Genomic DNA, 23,201 nt, shown 5'->3' with positions numbered 1-23,201 from the left:
TGCTGCCCATCTAATGTTTATATTTTCTTATCTGGAAGATCACACCAAGTTTTGGGTGGTCTAAGTAATGTATATCTCCACTATACACCCGAGTATATTGAGACATTCTTGCGGTACGAGTATCTTGACCTTCTTCGTATCGTAAATCTAAGTTTGTTGTCACGTAAAGGTAATGCCTTACATGGATCTTGATTTGCCCTTCTAGTTGAAAATGCGCTTGAGGATTATGCGTTTCAACATCGAAAGGGCGAGTAAGGGCGGAAAAGCTATCGCCGCTTTGTGTGACAGTATAGCTCAACGGTGGCTTATGTTGCTTACCCGCGATGATTTCAATATTTGGTGCGCGTCGTTTGCTTTGTTCTGGAAAGCGCCACCCTGTATGTAATATGGGGTTTAACCCTTTGCGTTTCAGCTCATTAATCTTATTTGTAAAATTTAGCTGAGTTTTGTCGAGCAAATAGATAGCATTCATATACTCTTGTGGTTCAACACGGGGTGTAAGAGGTAACTCGTCAAACTTTGCAACATAGTCTACATCAGGGTTACAGATAGTAGAGTAGTTGCCCTGTGTAAGGGCCTTTATCAAGTTCGGTTCTATAAATTGCTCGCTGCCTTGTAAGCATAATTGATGACCGGTGTTATTAAACCCTTCAAGCAATAGCGGTTTAATATTTTTGCGTGGCAGAGGCGTAAGTTCAATACTAAAGTCCTCTTTCAGTGCGTTGGCTGATGCTTGCTCAAACGCGATTATTTCAACCTCAAACCAGCGTACAGCATGAGCATACTGGCTGCCAGCTAGCGCTGCCAATAGGCTTATGCTTTTTATTATTTTCATGCTACCGCCTTTTTCTCAAAGTCATCTATCATGGCTTTTATTAGCTTTAACCTTTCTTGGCCATTTTTTTCTTCAATCATAAACTTCAGTTTATTTGCACCTTCCATCCTATAGGTTGAAGGGCTACTTTGTATCAAGCCAATGATGAATGTTGGGTTAACTTTTGTATGACTACTAAACTCGAAGAAACCACCTTTAGGGTTTGCTTCAACTTTGTTGATGCCAAGTTGAGTTGCTTTTAGCTTAACAGATTGTACAGCAAATAAATTTTTCGCTGCATCCGGCAGTAAGCCAAATCGGTCTATTAGCTCTATTTGCAGCTCATCTAATTCTTGTAGAGATTTAGCACTGGCGATCCGCTTATACATGCTTAAACGAATATTAACATCATGAATATAGTCATTAGGAAGTAGGGCTGGGAACTTAAGGTCAACCTCACTTTGTTGTTGAAGTAAGTTATCAAGAGTTGGCTCTTTACCGTTTTTGAGGGCTTCAACGGCTTGTTCTAACATTTCCATGTAAAGTGTAAATCCAACGGTTTGGATCTGACCACTTTGATCATCACCCAATAGCTCACCTGCACCACGGATCTCTAAATCGTGGGTAGCGAGGGCAAAGCCAGCGCCAAGATCCTCTAACTGCTCTATCGCTTGCAAACGTTTAACTGCGTCTTTGGTCAACGCTTGAGCATTTTTTGTTAGTAGGTAGGCATAGGCTTGATGATGGCTTCGGCCAACTCGCCCACGTAGCTGGTGAAGCTGCGCTAAACCAAGCCTATCAGCTCTATCCATAATGATAGTATTAGCTGATGGTATATCTATGCCAGTTTCAATGATGGTGGTACAGACAAGGACATTGTACTTTTGATGATAAAACTCTCCCATCAGGTGTTCTAGTTCTTTTTCACGCATTTGCCCGTGTGCCGTTGTTACATTCGCTTCGGGAACTAGGGCTGAAATGTCAGCACTTATTTTATCGATAGTCTCTACATTGTTGTGTAAAAAGTACACTTGGCCACCGCGCTTGATTTCGCGTAATATTGCCTCGCGGATCAACTCGTCATTTCGTTCGCGGACAAAGGTTTTCACCGCTAACCGCTTTGCCGGTGGCGTAGCAATGATTGATAAATCTCGCATGCCACTCATGGCCATATTCAATGTACGTGGAATAGGGGTTGCTGTGAGCGTTAGAATATCAACATCGGCTCTGAGTTGTTTGATTTTTTCTTTTTGCCTGACCCCAAAACGGTGCTCTTCATCGACAATCAATAAGCCTAAATCAGCGAATTTTATATTTTCTTGAATAAGCTTATGCGTGCCAATAACAATGTCAATTTTGCCTTCTTCGAGCTTTTGCAGAGTCTCTTTTTGCTCTTTTGCTGAGTTAAATCGGGATAATACGCCCACTTCAACAGGTAAATCTGCAAATCTATCTTTGAAGTTCTCAAAATGTTGCTGAGCAAGCAAAGTGGTAGGGACTAAAACCGCGACTTGCTTGCTGTCATTAACCGCAACAAATGCAGCGCGCATCGCAACTTCCGTTTTACCAAAGCCAACATCACCACACACGAGCCTGTCCATTGCAAGACTTGACTGCATATCAGCCAATACCGCGGTGATGGCGTTGCGTTGGTCGTCGGTTTCTTCGAATGGAAAGCTGTCGGAAAAATCTCGGTAGGCGTTTGCATCAACCTTGAAAGCATAACCGGGTTTACTTTGACGTTTTGCGTAAATATCCAGAAGTTCAGCAGCCACGTCTCTCACTTTTTCAGCCGCTTTACGCTTTGCCTTTTCCCACGCGTCATTGCCAAGTTTGTGCAGTGGTGCTGAGGCCTCTTCACCACCAGAGTAGCGACTGAGCATGTGCAGTGATGACACTGGCACGTACAATTTTGCTTCATTGGCATAGGTGATTGTTACAAATTCAGTAGCAACACCGGCGGCATCTATTGTTTCTAGCCCTAAGTAGCGACCGACACCGTGGTCTAGATGTACAATCGGCTGGCCTGCTTTTAATTCAGCTAGGTTTCGGATCAGTGCATCTTGACCTTGTTCATATTTATGCTTTCGGCGGCGTTTTTGTGAAATTTTTACACCAAGCAGCTCTTGCTCGGTGATAATAGAAAGGGAGCGAGTCTCTTGCACTCTGACACTGGTCGCCAGTGGGGTGACGATAATGCCAACATCAGCATCACAGGCTATAAAATCCCCGATCCGCTTGAAGGGAGTTAGTTTTAGGCCTGTGGGCTTGAGTAGAGTTAATAACGACTCTCGTCGTCCTTCAGACTCCACGCTAAATAGCACTCTGGATTTTTGTTTCTTTTGTTGAGTGATGTAATCAAGCACTTTTTGATATGGATTACTCTGCTTGTGCTCAATACGGACATCATCTATCAACTCTGCATTGATGTTATGATGGCCAGCCTTTGTCCCGAGTTTTGCTTGACTTAGCTTTATTCTCGGAAATCGATTTATGCCTTCAAAGAGTGTTTCTATCGGTTGGTATAGCTTGGCAGGTGCCAACAGTGGACGAAGCGGATCTACTTTTCGGTTTTCATAACGTTTTGATACATCTTGCCAAAATGTGTGAGCCGCAGACTCAATATCCCCAAATGGCATAATGACGGCGTCGTTAGGTAAATAATCAAATATAGTAGCGAGTGAATCAAAAAACAGCGGCAAGTAGTATTCTATACCAGCAGGCCAGTTGCCCTTGCTAACCTGCATATAAATACTGTCTTTTTCACTGCTTGCACCAAAAGCTTCACGATAGCTGATCCTAAATCGCTCAATATCTTCGGCATTGGTTGGAAACTCGTGAGCTGGCAACAGATCTATCGCTTCGATTTCGTCATTTGAACGCTGACTTTCAATGTCAAAATGCCTGATTGAGTCAAGCTCGTCATCAAAAAAGTCTAATCGAAAAGGAAGAGGGCTACCCATAGGGTACAAATCTATAATCGAGCCGCGTACTGCAAACTCGCCATGCTCCATAACTTGTTGAACGTGTCGGTAACCTGCTTGTGTAAGCGTCTCACGGAGACTTTGGGCATCAACGGTATCTCCCTTTTTAACCTGCAAGCTCATACCATGAATAAAGCTCGGTGGCGCTGTGCGCAGCATAAGTGTTGACACAGGAATGATCAGCACTGACTGCTTCTCATGCTTTAACGTGTTTAGTGTTGCTAGGCGCTGCGAGATGATATCTTGATGCGGTGAAAAGTGGTCATAGGGCAGAGTTTCCCAGTCTGGAAACATCATCACTGGCGTGTCGTTTAACAGGTACGCCAGTTCATGCTCAAGACGAAGTGCAGAAGGAGTATCAGGAGTAATGAGCACCACGAGGTTATCGTGTTTTTGAATGCTTTCACTTAAACAGAGTGACAGGCTACTACCAACTAGGTTACCCCAAGTGATTTTGTCCTTATTAGATTTTACCCATGGTAAATTATTCCACTGCACGTTCGCCATTGACTACTCCTATTTATTAATCGCGATAGATTTTACAAAGATCTTGATAGTGATCGATTCGTCTGTCTCTTAAATACGGCCAGATCCGACGAACTGATTCACTACGAGCCAAATCTATGTCTACCACACAGACGGCTTCGTCTTGTTCCGAAGCATGTAATAGCATCTCACCTTGTGGACCTGCCACGAACGAGTTACCCCAGAATTGGATCCCTTCGCTTTGTCCTGAAGGATCCGCTTCGTGACCAACACGGTTAACACTAATCACCGGAACACCATTAGACACGGCGTGAGCGCGTTGAGCAATGATCCAGGCATCGCGTTGGCGTGTTTGCTCAGCTTTGTCGTCTCTTGGATCCCAGCCTATTGCTGTTGGGTAGATAAGAAACTCAGCTCCAGCCATCGCCATCAAACGTGCACCTTCAGGAAACCATTGATCCCAGCACACTAAGACGCCAAGTTTACCCACTGAAGTTTGGATCGGTGTAAAACCCATGTCGCCAGGCGTAAAGTAAAACTTTTCATAAAAGCCTGGGTCATCGGGAATGTGCATCTTACGGTATTTGCCAGCGATAGTACCATCAGACTCAAGTACAACCGCAGTATTGTGGTAAAGCCCTGTTGCACGTTTTTCAAATAACGAGGCAACAATAACTACATTCAACTCTTTGGCTAATGCACCTAAGGTCTCAGTGCTTGGACCTGGGATAGTTTCTGCCAAATCAAATAGATCGGTGTCTTCTGTTTGGCAAAAGTATAAGCTGCGATGTAGTTCTTGCAATACAATTAGTTTTGCGCCTTGCGCCGCTGCGGCTTTGATGCCATCACAAGTCTTAGCAAAGTTGCTTTTTAGAACAGCCGAGTTGCTATGCTGCACAACACCGACTTTTATGTTTTTTTCAGCCATGATACTTACCTTAAAAAACCTTTGGGTAACTGCATAGTAATACAATGCAAGCTACCGAATTGATGAATGATTGGTAAACAGTTTACGCCTATTACTGTTCTTTCAGGGTGGGCAAGGGAGATTTTACCCAGTGCTTCTTGGTCTTTTTCATCACCATAAATTGGCACTAAAACCGTTTTATTTAAAATAAGGTAATTTGCATAAGTGGCAGGTAATCGCTCCCCGTCACTATCATACTTAGCACTAGGCCACGGCAGGTCAATCAGCTTGTAGGGATTGCCGCATGGCGTACGAAACGAGCGTAACTGATGTTCCATTTTATTCAGCGCATCGTAGTGCTCATCACTTTTGTCGTCGCATTTTACGTACACTAAAGTGTTGTGTGGTGCAAAGCGCACTAGGGTATCGATATGGCTATCTGTATCATCTCCTGCTAGGTAGCCATGATCAAGCCACAAGAAAGACTCGACACCGAGCTCTTTTTGCAATACCAGCTCTAACTCGGTTTTACTTAAATGTGGGTTACGATTCGGATTCAACAAGCACTCAGATGTTGTCAGTAATACTTTATGCTCGTTTATTTCAATACCGCCGCCTTCAAGTACAATATCCACAGGTTCAAAGGTGCAGTTGGGGTTTAACACTTGTGTGGCAAGTTGTTTATTGATTTTGTTATCGAGTTCAGCGGCAAACTTATCACCCCAACCTGTAAACGTGAAGTCTTTTACACACAGTTCCATGGTGCTATTTTGTGTTGTTAGCGGGCCATGATCACGTGCCCAAGTGTCATTACAGGGCGTAACGACAAACTGGCATTGGGCTAAGTCAACATTGGCGTCTGCTAATAAACGTTCAATGTGTTTTCTTAGCGATTCATCATGCGCCACAATAACCACTTTTTGAACTTGAGTAATATGTTGGCAAAGTACGACATAGACAGGCTCTACATCGCTGAGAATATCTCTCCAGTCAGTTTGCGAATGCGGCCAAGTGAGCATCACTGCATCTTGTTCTGCCCATTCAGGGAGTAAAGTAAAACTCATTAAATCATCACCATAGAATAATAAGCCTATAGTTTATCATTAACCTCAGAGGTGTCAGTAAATTTTGACGCGTTTAATTGAGGTTGCTGAGTTTGATTGTGTGATTTTTACTCCTTTTGCTGTTTTTGTTTTAGTTGTCTGGTTTGTGCATGTAAACTGGCGCGAACCAATAATTCTTGATCAGCTTCTCTGATAGCGGTGAACACTAGGGTATACTTTGATTGTTGCTTGGCCAATACTTGGGAGTAGCAAAAAATAGCACTAGCTTCATTGCGTAAAAATACTTTCGTTCGCAGCGACTGACCTACTTCATACTCGTCTTCTAATGTAACCGTTAAGCCTCCACCACCATAGCTGTCACAGTATAAGCTGCTGTCGTCAGGCTCTTCAGTGGCAAGAATGTGGCTAATGATTAGGTCAATTTTGCGTGATTGTGCTTGTAAGTAGGCCGCGAGTTCATTAGCGGTATCGCCTAGGTTGCGTAGGGGCCTCAGGGCATTAAGGTCCAGTGCATTGATTTCATTGGCAAGCTTGAATAGTGGGGGAATGGCAGCCTCTAATTGATACTCATTTTCAGGTACCATATTATCGTCTACTGGGTATAGGTTTATTTGAACCTGCTCCGCTACTTGAAAGTACTGTTCAAATAATTCCTGCAAATTTGCTTTCATTTTAATCTCTTGGCACTACGGCACTTACTGCCTCTTTTACCTCTATAGTAACGGTTTAGTTTAGTGATAATCAAACTTTGAATTGCTCAAGTAATTGCTCTTGACCAGTAATTTTATCAACTTGTGACTGCATCGTTGAATCAACACTTCTCGCTTCACTGTATACTGACTCAGAAATTTCTTTTATTGATGCGCTACTATTATTAACGTTGCTTACAATGTCATTTTGCTCGTGTAGCATATCGGCAATACGAGAGTTAAGTTCAACAATATGGCGAATAGCACTTCTCATATCCTCTAGCGCGTGGCGAGTTTGCTCAGCTTTATCTACGGTTTTCTCTACATAATCTTGGCTTTGCTTCATAACGGTAACTGCGCTTTCAGATCCTGATTGCAGTTGGTTTATCATGCCTCTGATCTCGGTTGTGGCCTCTTGAGTGCGCTGAGCAAGCGAGCGTACCTCATCGGCAACAACCGCAAAGCCTCTACCTGACTCGCCAGCTCTTGCGGCTTCAATTGCTGCATTTAAGGCAAGTAGGTTAGTTTGCTCTGCAATACTGTTTATCACAGAAAGGATTTGTTCGATGGCAGTAGATGAACTTTCAAGCTCTGTGACAACATTCATAGCTGAGCTGATTTGATTCGATAATGCTCCAATAGTATTGGTAGTTTCGGCAACGATAGCCTCACCCTGAATAGCAACCTGATCGGTATCTTTTATCGCTTGTGCTGCCTCTTGGGCGCACTTAGTTACTTGATGCTCTGTTTCAGACATATGCGTCGTCGCGTTATTTAATACCCTTATCGTTTCTAATTGTGTTTCTATGGCTTGACGAGACTGAGCCGCGACGTGAGATGTGTGCTGAGCATCGCTGAGCACTTCATGCCCTGAGCGTTGAATATTTACAATAAGTGTTCTTAATGTGTTGGTGAAAGCGTTAAAGTTCGTTGCTAAGGCAGAAAACTCGGGTTCATGGTTTGTGTTTAGTCGTACCGTTAAATCGGCATTGCCTTTTGCAATGGCAGCCATTGCAGTGTTGATTTCATCAAGAGGTTTTAGTAGCCAATTTATAACGAGCGACAACAACAGTGTTGCCAGCACAACGGAAATAAACGCAAAAACGGCTGCATTTTTTCTTAGTTGCGAGAGAGCGGCAAATACAGTGTTTTCGTCTAGCATGACCCCTAAATACCAGTCTAGGTCTGTCACTTCTTTAAATAACAGCAATTTATCTTCGCCATCGACCTTAACGTATTGTAGCGACTCAGATGGTTTGATTTGGCCGAGGAATTCTGTTGAAGGCTTGCCATTTAGGTTGACATCGGGGTGTGAGATAGTTGAGCCATTTTTGCTCACCATAAACGCATACCCAGCATCAAGCAGGTTAAATGAGTTAATCATTTTGCCAAGTTTGGCTAAACTCACATCATAGAAAATAGCACCACTAAATTGACCTTGTTTGAAAACAGGCGCACCTATCGACACAACGATTTCATTGCTGACCGCATCGGCATAGGGGGAAGTAATGATGAGTTCACGTGCATTTTTTGCATCGGTATACCAAGGCCGTTTTCTCGGATCCCAATTAGCACCTGGGTTCCAGCCGGGGTCGCTGGCAACGTATCGACCCGTTTGTTCTTCACCATACCCGATAAGTAGAAAAGCATCGGTAAGCTGTGGTTGCGATAGTATGGGAAAAGAGTCCTCTAAAGTATTTGTTGCAGCGACTAGGTTGGTTGTGAGCGCAGCTAAGTCGGTTGCCCCTTTCATTTGTGCTGTGACGGTATTACCAATTCCTTGAATTATCTCATTGATACTCTGCGCTGTTTGGGTTTTTATCGCTGTACGTACAGACAGATACTGTATGACAGATAAAACGAGTAACGCGAACAAAAGTACAAACGCAGAGACGGATACAACTTTGTGTTTAAACTTCACAGCCATACTCCAACAGTATTTATACATTAAAGTTATGACAGATAATGAGAAAATGCCAAAACTTCTGCGCAACATTTGAAGGTATTTCGAATTATTGCGTTTTTATCAGCTATTTATTCATGGTGCATTTCCGATTCTTTAAGACTTACAAGAGTAGAAAGCATCATGTACAAAGCAGTATTGACAACAATTGTCTCGGCAACGATTCTCGCTGCGTGCGGTGGCGGCTCAGGTTCCGACTCAAACGACACCACCACTACGCAGCCAACCCAAAAAATCAATTAGCCTTTTAGGCGCATTGATATACAACAATAAAACAGGGCTTCATTTGAAGCCCTGTTTTATTGTTTAAGGGAGGTAAATACTTCAGTTGATATTACAGGCATGTACATGATTACTTCATCCTGAACTTTGATACTCACTAATTGCGCTTGAATGAAGAGTTTGACTCTATTTATGACCTTCGATGTTTATTGAATATCGCTCTATACCGCGTGATCTAATCCCTAAATATTCACCAACAGGAATACTTTTATTACGCATCTGATTTATTACTTCTCATGAAGCCTAAAAAGCGAGGCTATTTACCATGAAAGCAAGTGGCGCCTTTTTAACAATAAAGAAATTGGGTGTAATAGGGTGTAATTGACATTATCAAAACAATGCTATTTAATGGGAAAATCAAAATTCCTAATTTTTTATCAGCTAATTCATAAGGTTAATGCGGGTGCTTTTAATGTCATTGAATCTTGTTGATACGATATGCTCGCGCTACTTAGAATGAGGTTACTAAAAAGAATTATCGCACATGAAAGTTTATATGGTTTAACTGGCTTTAAATCATAATGCAAGTGTGCCGCCGTGTGTATTGTCATATAGTGTCCACACCTTCACGAAGCTTAGGAAAGCGAATATGAAAAAAAGCAACGAACCATCTCAAACTTGGGGTGAAAAGCAACAGCTCAGTTCTGTTGATCCAAGCTTAGAGCGACTATTTAACCAATCACTGCGTAGTCAACTTACCCGCCAATTAAAAGGCGATGCGTTTGCTAGCAGTAGTGTCTTGATAAAACACTGCTGTAGCGTAGTTGAAACTTTACTTGCAAAAACACAAACACATGATCAGCTGGTGGCGGTTTTTGCTGATTTTTCAGAGTCTCTACTAGAGCTTTATCAAGAACTTGCGCTTCCCGAAGAAGAAGTGACACATTCCTATGTCAATGCCACAGGATTAGTGATGGCTGTCAAAGATGCGGTGTCGACAGTCAACGATATTTATCGGGTCAAAGCGTTTATTCGTGGGCTTGATAAAGTGCTATCAAAGGTTGAAGGACAAAGCCAAGAGCCACTGCATCTGGTTTATCCTGCTTGTGGTCCATTTGCCCCCCTTGTTTTACCGCTTCTGTGTTATGTCAATGCACATAATCGTTATCAGCGCCCGTTAAAGATTACATTAATAGACATTCAGCCCGGTGCAAAAAAAGTGTTGGAGCGAACTGTAGAGAGTCTGGGTCTGGACACTGACAATATTGAGATACTCTGTATGGATGTAATGGAGTATAAACCAAGCGTGCCGATTGATATTTTAGTGATAGAGGCGATGCAGCATGGTTTGAGTAAAGAAGGACACATGAGTTTTATGCGCCACCTTGCAACGTTTCTAGCTGATGATGCTTACCTCTTGCCAAACGAAATAGTTGTAGAAGCGCTACTTACTGTGCCACAACGGGAATTTGTTGATCAATGGAGAGAGCAAGAGCGTAGTCACTCAAGTTTTATAAACGAACAGATCCGCGCTGAGCGACTCTCCCTTGGCACCATTTTTACACTGAATATTACCACCTTAAAGCAACTTGCCATTATGCCTTTGGGCGATGGTTTTGATTTGATTGAGGCAAATCAAGTGACCATTCCACATAATGTGGAAGATATGTCTAAGCGTATTTTATTGCTCAGCGCCAAGCTGTTTGTCGATGACGAAGAGGTGATTGATCAATACGACTCTGGGATCACGCACCCGTTAGCGGATATGTCGGTGTGTATTGATTTTAAACCCAAGGCGTCTGAACCAGACGATTTACTCGTTAAAGGGGGCGATAAGCTCAAGTTTTATTACAAGCTCTGTGGCATGCCTGGCTTTTTACCTACTTTGGCGTAAGGGATTAATATGGAAAAAGTGATTTTATTGGCCAGCTCACCAGCTGCAACTCCGGCAATTGAATGCTTAGCTCAGATGAATGCTCTTGCTGGTATATTAAGCGTGTACTGCCCTGAGTCAGTTGCTCAACAACATGCTGCGGCGGCGCAGCACTTTGATGTGCCACATGCCTATCATACAAATTTAGATGAAGATGTTTTGGCTTCTGCTCAGCAAACTTGGCAAGGGAGTCGATTCATTAGTTACCATTTACCCTATGAACCTCTATGTAAGTTGCAAAGCGCACAAAATATCGTGCAGGTTCAAATTGCAGAAAATAGCAATGCAACTGCTGAACATGCGGTGTTTCATAGTATTTATAGTCAGCAATCTAGCTGCGCGTTGATAGCGGTCTGTGTGAGAAAGCAAACCGTTTTATTGAGCCATGATGTCACGATAGACTGCCACGATACTGCGGGCACCTTACACAAAAAGCTAATCATGCAATTACCTAACCTGTTACAACAGCTGGTTAGTGATGTAGATAGTTTGGAGCAAACAGCGCTTTGCCGACCATTTACCCCGAAGAGTTTGCCCGCACTGAATGAGTCAGACTTGTTTGTGCATTTACAAACCGACAGTGCAGAGCAAATAGTGAGGTTAGTTCGTGCTGCAAACCCGTATTTTGGTGGCGCTCGGTTGCGCATTGGTCACGCGGTGTGTCAGTTATTACAAGTGACTATTAGCTCGCAGCCAACTTACGGCGTGAAAGCGGGCACCATTATTACTTTGTCAGTATCAGGCGGTCTGGTGCTGGCGTTAACTAACGAACAAGCGGTAAAAGTAGATGTGGTAAGCAGTAGCGAAGGGGTGTTTGATGGATACCGCTTTGCTATGCAGGCCAACTTACAAGCCGGAATGAATTTAAAATAAAAAAGAAGGAATAAAATAATGAGCGCAGATCCATCAATTGGCGATATCGAAATGGTAGGGTACAACTTTATACCTCGAGGGTATTTCGCTTGTACGGGTGGAGTTATAAGTATTAGTACTAACACGGCCTTATTCTCGCTATTGGGCACCATCTATGGTGGTGATGGCCGTGTAAGCTTTGGCTTGCCTGATTTTCGTGGCCGTGGTCCGATTGGAGATGGAGTCGGCCCTGGTTTACAACCCAAAATACAAGGCGGTTTATATGGTCTTGAATTTATTACTTTGGATCCCTCTCAGCTACCAGCACACAGCCATACAGCCACAGCACAAACGGAAGCGACAAGTGTTGCGCAGGGTTTTGTTGGTAACTTAACCGTAAATGCGAAAAGCGGTTTGGGTAATACCGACAATGCCGATGGGGCTTATTGGGCAACTGGTGAGCTTGTGGATGGTCGAGTAACAACGCCTATTACCAAGGCGTATTCGACCACATCGGATGTACAAATGGCTGGGAATGCGGTACAGATAAATGGCGGATTTAGTCAGATAGATACTACTGTTGATGTTAAAGTCGATGTAGGAAATACTGGCGCATCAGGGCGAATATACAATGTCCAACCAAGCACTGTTATTAAGTTTGTAATTTCCGAGGATGGCGTTTATCCATCACGAAGCTAGTGGTTTTTAGGGCGCTTAGCTCTGAGCGTGAGCGCCTTCATTATTTTTGAGGAATTAGTTATGTATAGCGGCCAAATTAAGGTGGGCTTTCGCCAATCTGCCTTGAAAGGGTATATGCAGTGTTATGGAGATTATCAATGAGCATTGTTAGAATGCTAAATACGCTAGCCATTTTGCTTATTACATCAACGTCTTTTGCCATTAGTGCAAATACAGAACAAACAATCAGCTTCGCTGACATTGGAGGCGTCGATTCTGGCGGTACAGGGTTTAGAACCGTAACTAACCATAGCGGCTATTTGATATCAAATAATTTAGCAGATCCAGGTGATGACACTATTAGCCCGGTGAGTGGAGGCTCGCCACAAACTTTTATACTTAAAGCCAATGGAAGCAATGTAACACACTTTGACGTCACTGATATTAAAATACATGCTTATGGTTCAACACAAGTCAAACTGACTACAGCTACTCAAGTCGTTTTTAAAAATGCCAATGGTGATACACTTTTAAATTCAACATTTAAACTGACAGAGCTGACTGAACTTTCAAACAGTACTTCGGCTGGTTTAGCTGACCTTTTTGGTTCTTTCTCTCCAGTTGCGGGCGTCTCTTCTATTGAATTTACAGTACATGAAAACGCGGGTGGAGAAGGTATTCGTAACGTCTCATTCCTTAGTTTGGTTGTTGACAATGTCAATGCGCAACCCGACACTGACACCACGCCCCCTGTTGTTTCTTCTATTAACCTAAAAGACAGTCCAAGTGCTGGGGACTCATCTGTTACTTACACCGTGACTTTTGATGAGTCAGCTTCAAATGTCTCAATTGATGACTTTACAGTAACCACCGTATCGGGAAACGCTAGAGGGTTTGTGAACAGTGTGTCGGGCTCTTCTGGCAGCACGATTGATGTCACAGTGGGCAATATCAGCGGTGCAGGCACTTTAAGGCTGGACTTAAACAGTAATACTAACATTGTTGATGGCGATGGTAATGGTAATAACAATAACGGTTATGTAACGAGCTTTACTGGTGCGGTGCATACGGTAGATAGAGCTGCTCCAAACCTAGATAGTGCGCAGTCAAGTCCTCAGGATGGCGCAACCAGTATTTCACGTAGCGCAGATATCACGGTAGCATTTAGCGAAAATATCAAGCTTGGCGCGGGTAATATCACCTTATATAACGTTAGCGCAGCCAGCTCAGAAATCTTTTCTGTTACCACAAATTCGGATGGCACAACCACCACTCCTGGCGCAGGCAAGGTGAGTATCAGTGGCAGTAAATTGTATATTAATCCAGCAAGCGATCTTGCCTATAGCACAAATTACGCGGTTAAAATTGATAGCGGTGCCATATTAGACAGCTATAACAATGCCTTTGCGGGCATCAGCGATAACACCACTCTGAACTTTACCACCGAAGCGGCACCTAATGCAGCGCCGACAGTATCTGGCTCGCCGTCAGATATTAGTGTGTTAGAAGATACTGCAAGTAACGTTACTCTATCTGCAGTGCAATTTGCGGATGTCGATAACGATGCCCTCACGGTAACCTTAACGGTCAATAACGGCACATTTGAAAGCTTATCGAGCGCTGGTACGTTAACTAGTCGCGCACTTTCGAGTGATAAAAAAGTGATCACCCTTGCTGGCAGTGCTGCGAATATTAACGCCTTTTTAGATACCGCAAGCAATATCACTTATAAATCAGCAACTGATGCCAGTGGTGACAACCAAGCACTGATCACCATCACCGCCAACGATGGCACTAATAACTTGGCGAGCAACCCAACGGTAAACATTGATATTACCGAAGTGAATGATGCACCAACGCTGAGCTTGGGTAGCAATATTTCAATTGGCGGAGACGCAGCAGCGGGTAATCAACAAGTGGTTGCTAACTTTGCGTCAATGAGCAGTGATGGTGACGCGAACGCAGTACAATCGGTCACTAGTTACTTGGTGAGTGAACAAAGTGATGCGAATAATGTGGTCACCAATGTAGCAATTAACACAAGTGGTCAGTTATCTTACACGCCAGCATTGAATGTGAATGGCACTGCAACTATCGCGGTGCAAGTACAAGATAATGGCGGTACGGCCAACGGTGGGGTGGATACCTCTGCTGAAAAAACCTTTACCATCACGGTTGATACAATTAAGCCGACGGTAAGCTCGGTTACTACGTCCACGAGTGCAAGCTATAAAGAAAATGACATCATTGATTTTGTGGTTAATGTATCGGAAGCATTGGATGTAACCACAACCTCTGGCACTCCACGTATCGCCCTAAAAGTAGGGAGCACAACGCGCTATGCAAGTTACCATAATAGTAACGGCAGCAAAACCGCGCTGACTTTTAGATACACAGTACAGGCTGGCGATAATGATACAGATGGTCTAGAGCTGGGCAGTATGGTAGATACCAATGGTGGCACAATCCAAGATTCGTCGGGCAATAGTTTAAATGTATCGCTGGCCAATGTGGCTGATTTAACGGGTATACGTGTTGATACTACACAACCTAAAGTGTCTTCACTGATGCCACCGAGCAATAAAACCTATACAGCGGGTGAAACGCTTGATTTTACCGCGACGTTATCCGAGTCGGTGACGCTAAATACTTCCGCAGGTAAGCCTCAACTTAATCTGACCATTGGTAGCAAAGCGGTTGCACTTGATACCAGCACAACCACATCGCCTACTAGCCAATTACAATTCTCTTATACTGTGGTGCAAGGCGATGAAGATTTAGATGGAATCAGTATCACCAGTTTTGCGCTGAACAACGCAACTCTGAACGATACGGCAGGCAATACCTTTGATACCACGCTAAGTAGCGTTAATACTGACAACGTACTGGTTGATACCATTGCCCCTACGGTTTCGAGTGTTTCTTCCTCAAAAGCTGATGGTACTTATAAAGTGGGTGATGAAATTGCGATTCAGGTGACGTTTTCTGAAAATATCACTGTAACAGGCGCACCCACTTTAACGCTTGAAACCGGTGATGTTGATAGAGTTGTACACTTCACGTCGGTATCTGATTCTGTTGTAACCTTTAACTACACCGTGAAAACGGGTGATGTTAGCAGTGACCTTGATTATATTTCAACGACTGCGCTGAGTTTGAACGGTGGCACAATTAAAGATGCGGCGGGCAATGATGCAACATTAACGCTGGCAACACCAAGTGCGGCCAACTCGCTTGCTGCCAGCAAGGCGTTAGTTATTGATGGTGTGGCACCTGCTATTGACACTGCTGGCTCCTCAACTGCCAATGGTGGTTTTGGTGTTTCAGCAACTGGTGACTTAACGCTGAAGTTCACAGAAGCGATGCAACTTGGCACTAGCGGCACTATCACGTTGGTAGATAGTAACGGCAATGTAATTGAAACCTTTGCAGTTGACAGTCCTAAGATCAGCTTATCAGGTGATACCTTAACGATTAACCCAAGTGCTGATCTGTCAGCAGGGTTGCGCTATGCCATCCGTATGGATGCGGGCTTTTTAACCGATAATGGCGGTAATGCCTTTGCAGGTTTCAGTAATAATACCGGCTTTGCCTTTACGGTTGCGCCGAATGTAGAGTTGAGTGTTGATAATACAACAGTCAATGAAAAAGGCGGCATTGCAACGTTAACGCTTTCTTTGAAAGATTCAGCTGGTAACGCGGTAACAGCAACCAATGCGGTAACGGTCAGTATCAATGTAACAGGCACGGCTACAGGCTCAGGTACTGATTACAGTCTCTCTGACAATATCAGCAGCAGTGTGGCAATTGCCGCAGGCAGCGCCTCTAAAACATTTAAAGTAACTGCGGTGGATGACAGTGTTGTTGATGATAACGAAACTGTGATCATCGACATTGCAGCAATCACAACAAATAATGCTGTTGAGTCTGGCACACAAACGGTGACTATTACGTTGGATGAAAACGATGCGCCAGTCTTTGCTGACCTTGATGGTACTCCTACATTTACTGAAAATGGCTCAGCAGTGATCTTAGATGCTAATGTATCGGTATCGGATACGGAGCTTGATGCTCTGAGCAGTAACAGTGGTAATTATGATGGTGCAAGCCTGATTATCACACGAAGCGGTGCGGCCAATGCCAGCGATGTTTTTGCCAACACAGGTGCGTTAAGCGCATTAGTGCAAGGCCAGAATATTGAGTACAGTAATGTTGCTGTAGGTACGGTTACCACTAACAGCGCTGGTACCTTGAAGTTGACCTTTAACAGCAGCGCCACAACGTCCATTGTTGCAGGTGTATTGCAAAGTATTACTTACTCAAATAGCTCTGAAGCGCCAGATACATCAGTCACACTTGTGTGGGCATTTAACGATGGTATTGCAACTAGTGCGGGTACAAATCAAACGGTTGTTAGCATTACGGAAGTGAACGATGCACCAACATTAGATGATATCAAAACGCCTGTATTTACATCAATTATTGAAGACGTATCAGATGCCAATAACGTTGGTGTTGATATTGCTACGCTAGTGGTTGATAACTCAATCGGTGATGTTGATGGCAGTGCCGTTGAAGCCATTGCCGTTACCACAGTCGATAATACCAATGGTAAATGGCAATATACTACGGATAACGGTAGCTCTTGGGATGATTTCAGTGTGACATCAGACCAAATTGTTGACCTAACAGCCGTAGCTCGCTTGCTAGATGGGTCGCTCAGTGGCGCAAATACACATAAAGTACGCTTTGTTCCAAATGCAAACTACAACGGTACATCAAGAATGACTTTTGTTGCGTGGGATAAATCGGCGGGTACAGCTAGTGGCACGTTTGATGCTACATCTAAAGGTGGTACTTCCGCATTCTCAAATACCTCGGATACAGCAACAATCACTATCACATCTGTCAATGATGCACCAAAGCAGTTACGCAACTCTGGCTTGAGCATAAGCGAAGGTAGCAAAGGCTTTATCCTAAAAGATAGATTCATGGCTGAGGATGTAGATGATGATAGCGAAAGTTTGACTTATACAGTGACTACATTACCGTCACATGGCGATTTGTATATCGATGCAAATAAAGATAAGAATCCAATTGACAGCGAAAAACTGTCGCTCAACACAACCTTCACGCAAAAAAATGTCAACGACAAGATGCTAATTTATGTGCATGATGGCAGTGAAACCACATCAGATAGCTTTGTATTCTCGCTTGCTGATGGTGGTGAGGACAATGCGGCACCAGTGACTGGGCAAACCTTCAATTTTACCGTGTATCCAGTTAATGATGCTGTGTCTGTAACGACACCGCCTGCCAATGTTTCTGTAACAGAAGATGCGAGCTCGAGCTTGGATTTATCGGCTATAACGATTATTGACCCAGATAGCGCGAGCGTGACATTGACGATTAAAGTGGATAAGGGGTCATTTGATACACCTGCTGATGGTTCGGCGGTTGGTGTAACTGCTACCTTATCATCAGATGGGAAAACCATTACTTTAACAGGGGCACCGAGTGCGATTGATACCTACCTCAATACGGTTTCAAATCTTACATACACAGGTGAGGCTAATAGCCAAGGTAATGATCAAGCACTGATCACTATCAGCGGCAGTGATGGCAGTAGTTCAGGGCAGCTGGCAACAGTGAATATTGATATTACCGATGTCAACGACGCACCTGTTATCAATAACCTTAATGGTGATCAGTTTGATTACAATGCCTCAGCGCAAAACTTTGTGATTGTTAATCAAAACAGTGCAGTTACTGTTACTGACATTGATACTGACACCTTCAATGGTGGGATGTTAACTGTGTCGATTGCCAGTGGTGCACAAACTGCGGAAGACGTCTTAGCAATTGATGACAGTAGTACTGAAATCTCGCTTAACAATGGCCAAGTTGAATACAACCAAACAAGTGTGGGTAGCTACACAGGCGGTAGTAACGGCAGCGCGCTGACTATTACGTTTAACAACAGTGCGACCAATGCGATTGTCGCAACTGTGATTAACGCAATAGAGTATGATAACAGCCAAAACTCAGCAGGTACGGCGGGCGAACGTGTTGTGCGTTTTGTCCTAACTGACGGTGAAGGTGGTACTTCTGCTCACGCTGATGTGACGATTAATGTATCAGTGAACACTGCGCCTACTTTGGCTTTAGCAGATTCTGTAGAATACACAGAAAATGCTGCGGCGACAGTACTTGACTCTCAAGCAACTGCGGATGACGCAGATGGAGACAATAGCTGGCAAGGCAATGGGGCTAAACTAGTTGCCTCAGTGACAACTAATGGATTGGCGCAAGATAGCTTAAGTATTGCCACAGGTGGCGACTTTAGCATCAGCAATGGCAACATTAGTTACCAAAGTACAATCATCGGCGCTATTGAAGAGACAAGTGGCACCGAGAATGACGGTGTGGTGACTGCGAGTGATAAGTTAACTGTGCACTTAAGCGCAGCGAATAATGCTATCGTACAATCGCTCGTTAGAGCGCTTCGCTATGAGAACACATCAGAGAATCCTTCCACATTGAACAGAAGTGTTACCGTGGAACTGACTGATGCACTCGCAGGTACTGTTTCTGATTCAATCATTATTGTCATTAAGGCGGTGAACGACGCACCGACGATTACAGGCACCCCAGTGACGACGGTTGCGCAAGGGGCTGCATATTCCTTTACTCCTATCGGACAAGATGTTGACTCAACTCAGCTTACTTATTCTGTTAAGCAAAACCCGCAGTGGTTAACTATTGATGAGAACACCGGTAAACTAAGTGGTACGCCAAGTAATGCTGACGTTGGCAATAACGAAGGGATTGTTATTACTGTTTCAGACGGTGAGTTAAGTACAAACTTGGCAGCATTCAATTTGACGGTAACAAATGTCAACGATGCGCCAACAATTACCGGTTCACCAAAAGTACAAGTAAATGAGGGGCAGTTATATAGCTTTACTCCTGAAGCGGTAGATATTGACGGTGACAAGCTGACATTCACCATTACCAATAAACCAAGCTGGCTTACTATTGATAGTGATACAGGTACATTGTCTGGTACACCTGGTCAAAGCAATGTAGGCACGACCGGTGAGATGGTGATGACGGTGTCTGATGGTACATTACAAGCAAGCCTTGAAGCCTTCTCTGTGACTGTGATTAATGTGAATGATGCACCTTCGATTTCAGGTCAGCCTGCACGTTCAGTAGTTGAAGGAGACCGTTATAGCTTCACACCAAGCGCATCAGATATTGATAGCCAGAACTTAACGTTCAGTATTACTAACAGACCGTCATGGGCATCATTTAATCCGCAAACTGGTGAGCTATCAGGCACGCCTACGGGTAGTGATGTTGGTGTGACAGCTAATGTGTTGATCAGTGTATCAGATGGGGCACTGTCAGATTCATTGGCGCCATTTAACCTCACAGTGACTGTACGAAATACAGCGCCAATTGCAGATGACCAAGCAGTACAGGTTAATGAAGACAGCCGTGTGAATATTGTCGCCAAGGCAAGTGATGCACAAAACGATAGTTTGACATTAACGGCGCAAACGCAGCCTCAAAATGGTGTATTAAGCGCAGTTGAAAATGGCTGGATTTATATTCCTAATGCCAACTTCAATGGTCAAGATAGTTTTACATACGTAGCCCGTGATGAAGCGCTTACGTCCAATGTTGCAACGGTCACAATTACAGTTAACCCTGTGAATGACGCACCGACTGCACAAGACGATAGTTTAACACTCAACAAAACGGCTAATGATAACTATACCATTGCGGTATTAGGCAATGACGCCGATATTGATGGTGATGTACTGAAAGTTGAAGGAGTGACAGCAAGTATTGGTGCCGCAACGGTAAGCGGTGCAACAATAAGTTATCAAGCACCTGACGATTTTACAGGCTCAGTGTCACTGTCATATTCGGTAACCGATGGCAATAAGGGTCGCGCGAGTGCGAAAGTTAACTTGGTGATAGAGGGCAATGATAATACTCAAGCACCAACCCTTACAGTACCGGCGGATCTGACGGTAGATGCCACAGCACTTTACACCAAGGTAAACCTAGGTGTTGCCTCAGCAAAAGATGCACAGGGTAATGTACTGCCAGTAGCTTTAGTTGACTCAAAAATGGTATTTGCTCCGGGTAAACATGATGTCTATTGGCGTACTGTGGATAGCTCTGGACTTGAGTCTATTGAACTTCAAAGGCTGAATGTAAACCCGCTTATCTCTTTGAGTAAGGATCAAATTGTATCTGAAGGTTCAACGGTGACTGTACAGGTACTGCTAAACGGAACTTCACCGACTTATCCACTAGAAATTGGTTATACCATTGGTGGTACTGCATCTTTTGATGACCATACTGCACGAAGTGGAACAGTCGTTATAGATAAGGGAACACAGGCGGAAATCAGTTTTGATGTGGCAGCCGATGGTGCATCAGAGCAAGACGAGACGGTAACGGTTAGCTTGTCATCTGCATTGAACTTGGGCAATAAACATCAAACTACGATTACTATTCGTGAAAGTAATGTGGCACCAACGTTAGATCTCAACGTTTGGCAACAAAACGAAACGAGAATCAAGGTAAGTCAAGCTGGTGGACTTGTAACCATTAAAGCAGCGGCCAAAGATGCTAATAAAACCGATACATTAACGGTAAGTTGGTCATCAGATTTAAGTAACCTCAGTACCGAACCTACGCAATTTGTGTTTGATCCAACCGCTACAACGCTTGGGGTACACGCGGTGAAATCAATGGTAACTGACAATGGTTCACCTAGCTTAAATACCTCTGAGACAGTCTATGTTGAAGTTGTCGAGCAGTTAGCTGCTTTGAATGATACGGACACAGATGGTGATCTTATCCCGGATAGCGAAGAGGGTTACCAAGATAGTGATGGTGACGGTATTGCCGATTATCTTGATGCGATTAACGAGTGTAATGTCGTACCTGCACAAGTTAATAATCAAACTGCGTTCTTAGCTGAAGGTGATCCTGGTGTTTGTTTACGTCGTGGAGCGGTTTCGGTACTAAGCAGCAGCGGTGGCTTGCAGGTTGAATCTGGATCGCAAACCGGTCTTGTAAATGATACACAAGCGACTAACGTAGGTGGTATTTATGACTACATCGCTTATGGATTACCTGAGCAAGGTCAAAACTATAGCTTGGTGCTACCGCAGCAGTTACCAATTCCAGCAAATGCAGTTTACCGTAAGTTTACCCAAGCCAAAGGCTGGAGCGACTTTGTTGAAGACGAAAACAACCAAGTGTTCAGCTCTGCTGGTGCTATCGGTTACTGTCCTCCACCGGGAGCTACGCAGTGGCAACCGGGTCTAACAGAAGGTCATTGGTGTGTTCAGATTGTCGTACAAGATGGCGGACCAAATGACGCAGATGGAGAAGCTAATGGTACCGTGGTGGATCCAAGTGGTGTTGCGGTTTACCACAGTGATAATGCTAAGCCAGTAGCTAATGCAGACAACGCAAGCTTACCTTGGAATAGCAGCATTGAAATTGATGTGTTAGCGAATGATAGTGATGCTGATAACGATAGTTTATCTCTGTCTCAAGCTTCTGCTCAGTTTGGTGAAGTGACAATTACAGCACAGCAAACACTGATGTATGTTGCAGCAGAGCAGTTTGTTGGCACAGATGTAATTACTTATAGTATTACCGACGGCCAAGGCGGTACTGCGCATAGTCAGGTAGTGGTGGAAGTAATGGGTAACCGAGCGCCTGTTGTACAGGGTGAGCTAGTGACAGCCATGCACCACAAAGCGACAGTGATTGATGTATTGGCAAATGACAGCGACCCAGATGGTGATAGCTTGACCGTTAGCTCAGCTTCAGCGACTAATGGTAAAGTAACAATTATATCGGGTGAGAAGCTCAGCTACTTGTCTAACCTTGGGTTTGCTGGGGTTGATACAGTTAAGTATGTAGTGAGCGATTCGCAAGGAGCAAGTAGCAACGGTACGGTGCAAATTCAGGTAATTGCTAATCGTCTACCAATTGCAAAACCAGACTTAGCTCAGGTTAATGCTGGTGCTAGCATTAACATTGATGTGCTAGCAAATGACAGTGATGCTGATGGAGACACGCTAACGATTATCGAAGCGTCAGCGGCTCAAGGTACGGTCAGCATTTCTCAAGATGGGGTGTTAACCTATATTGCAAAAGCTGGATTTGTTGGTGTTGACACTATTACATACATGCTTAGTGATGGTTATGGTAACGCTGTTGCTGGTACCGTTAGTGTGACTGTAAAAGCTTCGGACACCAATAATGTTAAAGTGCAAAACAAATCGTCTGGTGCGGTATCGATATGGATATATTTGATCATGCTACTGGCGGTATATAGAAAGCGCTCAACAAACCGCTTTCAAAAGTGGTGAGTAAGACAGTGCGACAAGTAGCTTGAACGGTTAATCGAACAACGTTACTTTCACTGCTAAAAGGCTGCAACTAAGGTTGCAGCCTTTTTTATTGGTGGCGGATCACCATCATCCATTATCTAAAGAGCTTGGGCTTGCGTGTAGTGTGATGACTTTTTAATAAGTAATACCAATTTGCTTAATTAACCCGAGAT

The 23,201-nt window shown here is 43.9% G+C and carries 10 protein-coding genes; 4 read left to right on the top strand and 6 right to left on the bottom strand.

The window, feature by feature from the left end; translation table 11 throughout:
• Positions 1-10: 10 nt before the first annotated feature.
• The 6 genes from D9603_RS00620 to D9603_RS00595 all read right to left on the bottom strand — a co-directional run bounded on the left by D9603_RS00620 (position 11) and on the right by D9603_RS00595 (position 8,871).
• Complete coding sequence (locus tag D9603_RS00620) at positions 11-835, bottom strand: CsiV family protein (protein WP_128729665.1); 825 nt, start codon at positions 833-835, stop codon at positions 11-13.
• The gene (gene mfd / locus D9603_RS00615; protein WP_128729664.1) at positions 832-4,305 is read right to left on the bottom strand and encodes a transcription-repair coupling factor; all 3,474 of its coding nucleotides are present in this window, start codon (positions 4,303-4,305) and stop codon (positions 832-834) included. Before mfd ends, D9603_RS00620 begins: the two co-directional genes overlap by 4 nt.
• 16 nt (positions 4,306-4,321) lie before the next feature.
• Positions 4,322-5,215, bottom strand: coding sequence for a carbon-nitrogen hydrolase (locus tag D9603_RS00610; protein ID WP_194086944.1), 894 nt, complete (start codon positions 5,213-5,215; stop codon positions 4,322-4,324).
• 2 nt (positions 5,216-5,217) lie between these two features.
• Complete coding sequence (locus D9603_RS00605; RefSeq protein WP_128729662.1) at positions 5,218-6,255, bottom strand: agmatine deiminase family protein; 1,038 nt, start codon at positions 6,253-6,255, stop codon at positions 5,218-5,220.
• Positions 6,256-6,362: 107 nt separating this feature from the next.
• Positions 6,363-6,926 carry a PilZ domain-containing protein gene (locus D9603_RS00600; protein ID WP_125251399.1) on the bottom strand — a complete coding sequence of 188 codons (564 nt, stop codon included), beginning with the start codon at positions 6,924-6,926 and terminating at the stop codon, positions 6,363-6,365.
• A gap of 70 nt (positions 6,927-6,996) precedes the next feature.
• Positions 6,997-8,871 (bottom strand): methyl-accepting chemotaxis protein, encoded by a 1,875-nt coding sequence (locus tag D9603_RS00595; protein ID WP_241651537.1) that lies wholly within the window; start codon positions 8,869-8,871, stop codon positions 6,997-6,999.
• 907 nt (positions 8,872-9,778) lie between these two features.
• On the opposite strand from D9603_RS00595, the gene D9603_RS00585 reads away from it, so the two are divergent.
• The 4 genes from D9603_RS00585 (at position 9,779) to D9603_RS00570 (ending at position 23,007) form a co-directional block, all read left to right on the top strand.
• On the top strand, positions 9,779-11,023 hold the full coding sequence (locus D9603_RS00585; protein ID WP_128729660.1) for a hypothetical protein: 1,245 nt from the start codon (positions 9,779-9,781) through the stop codon (positions 11,021-11,023).
• Between the two features lie 9 nt (positions 11,024-11,032).
• Positions 11,033-11,935, top strand: coding sequence for a hypothetical protein (locus D9603_RS00580; protein WP_128729659.1), 903 nt, complete (start codon positions 11,033-11,035; stop codon positions 11,933-11,935).
• A gap of 18 nt (positions 11,936-11,953) precedes the next feature.
• Complete coding sequence (locus D9603_RS00575) at positions 11,954-12,613, top strand: tail fiber protein (protein WP_128729658.1); 660 nt, start codon at positions 11,954-11,956, stop codon at positions 12,611-12,613.
• Between the two features lie 137 nt (positions 12,614-12,750).
• On the top strand, positions 12,751-23,007 hold the full coding sequence (locus D9603_RS00570) for an Ig-like domain-containing protein (RefSeq protein ID WP_128729657.1): 10,257 nt from the start codon (positions 12,751-12,753) through the stop codon (positions 23,005-23,007).
• The last annotated feature ends 194 nt before the right edge of the window (positions 23,008-23,201 follow it).

It is taken from the genome of Pseudoalteromonas sp. PS5 (assembly GCF_004103255.1).
Classification (GTDB): domain Bacteria; phylum Pseudomonadota; class Gammaproteobacteria; order Enterobacterales; family Alteromonadaceae; genus Pseudoalteromonas; species Pseudoalteromonas peptidolytica.
This window is presented reverse-complemented; position numbering and strand designations above follow the sequence as displayed.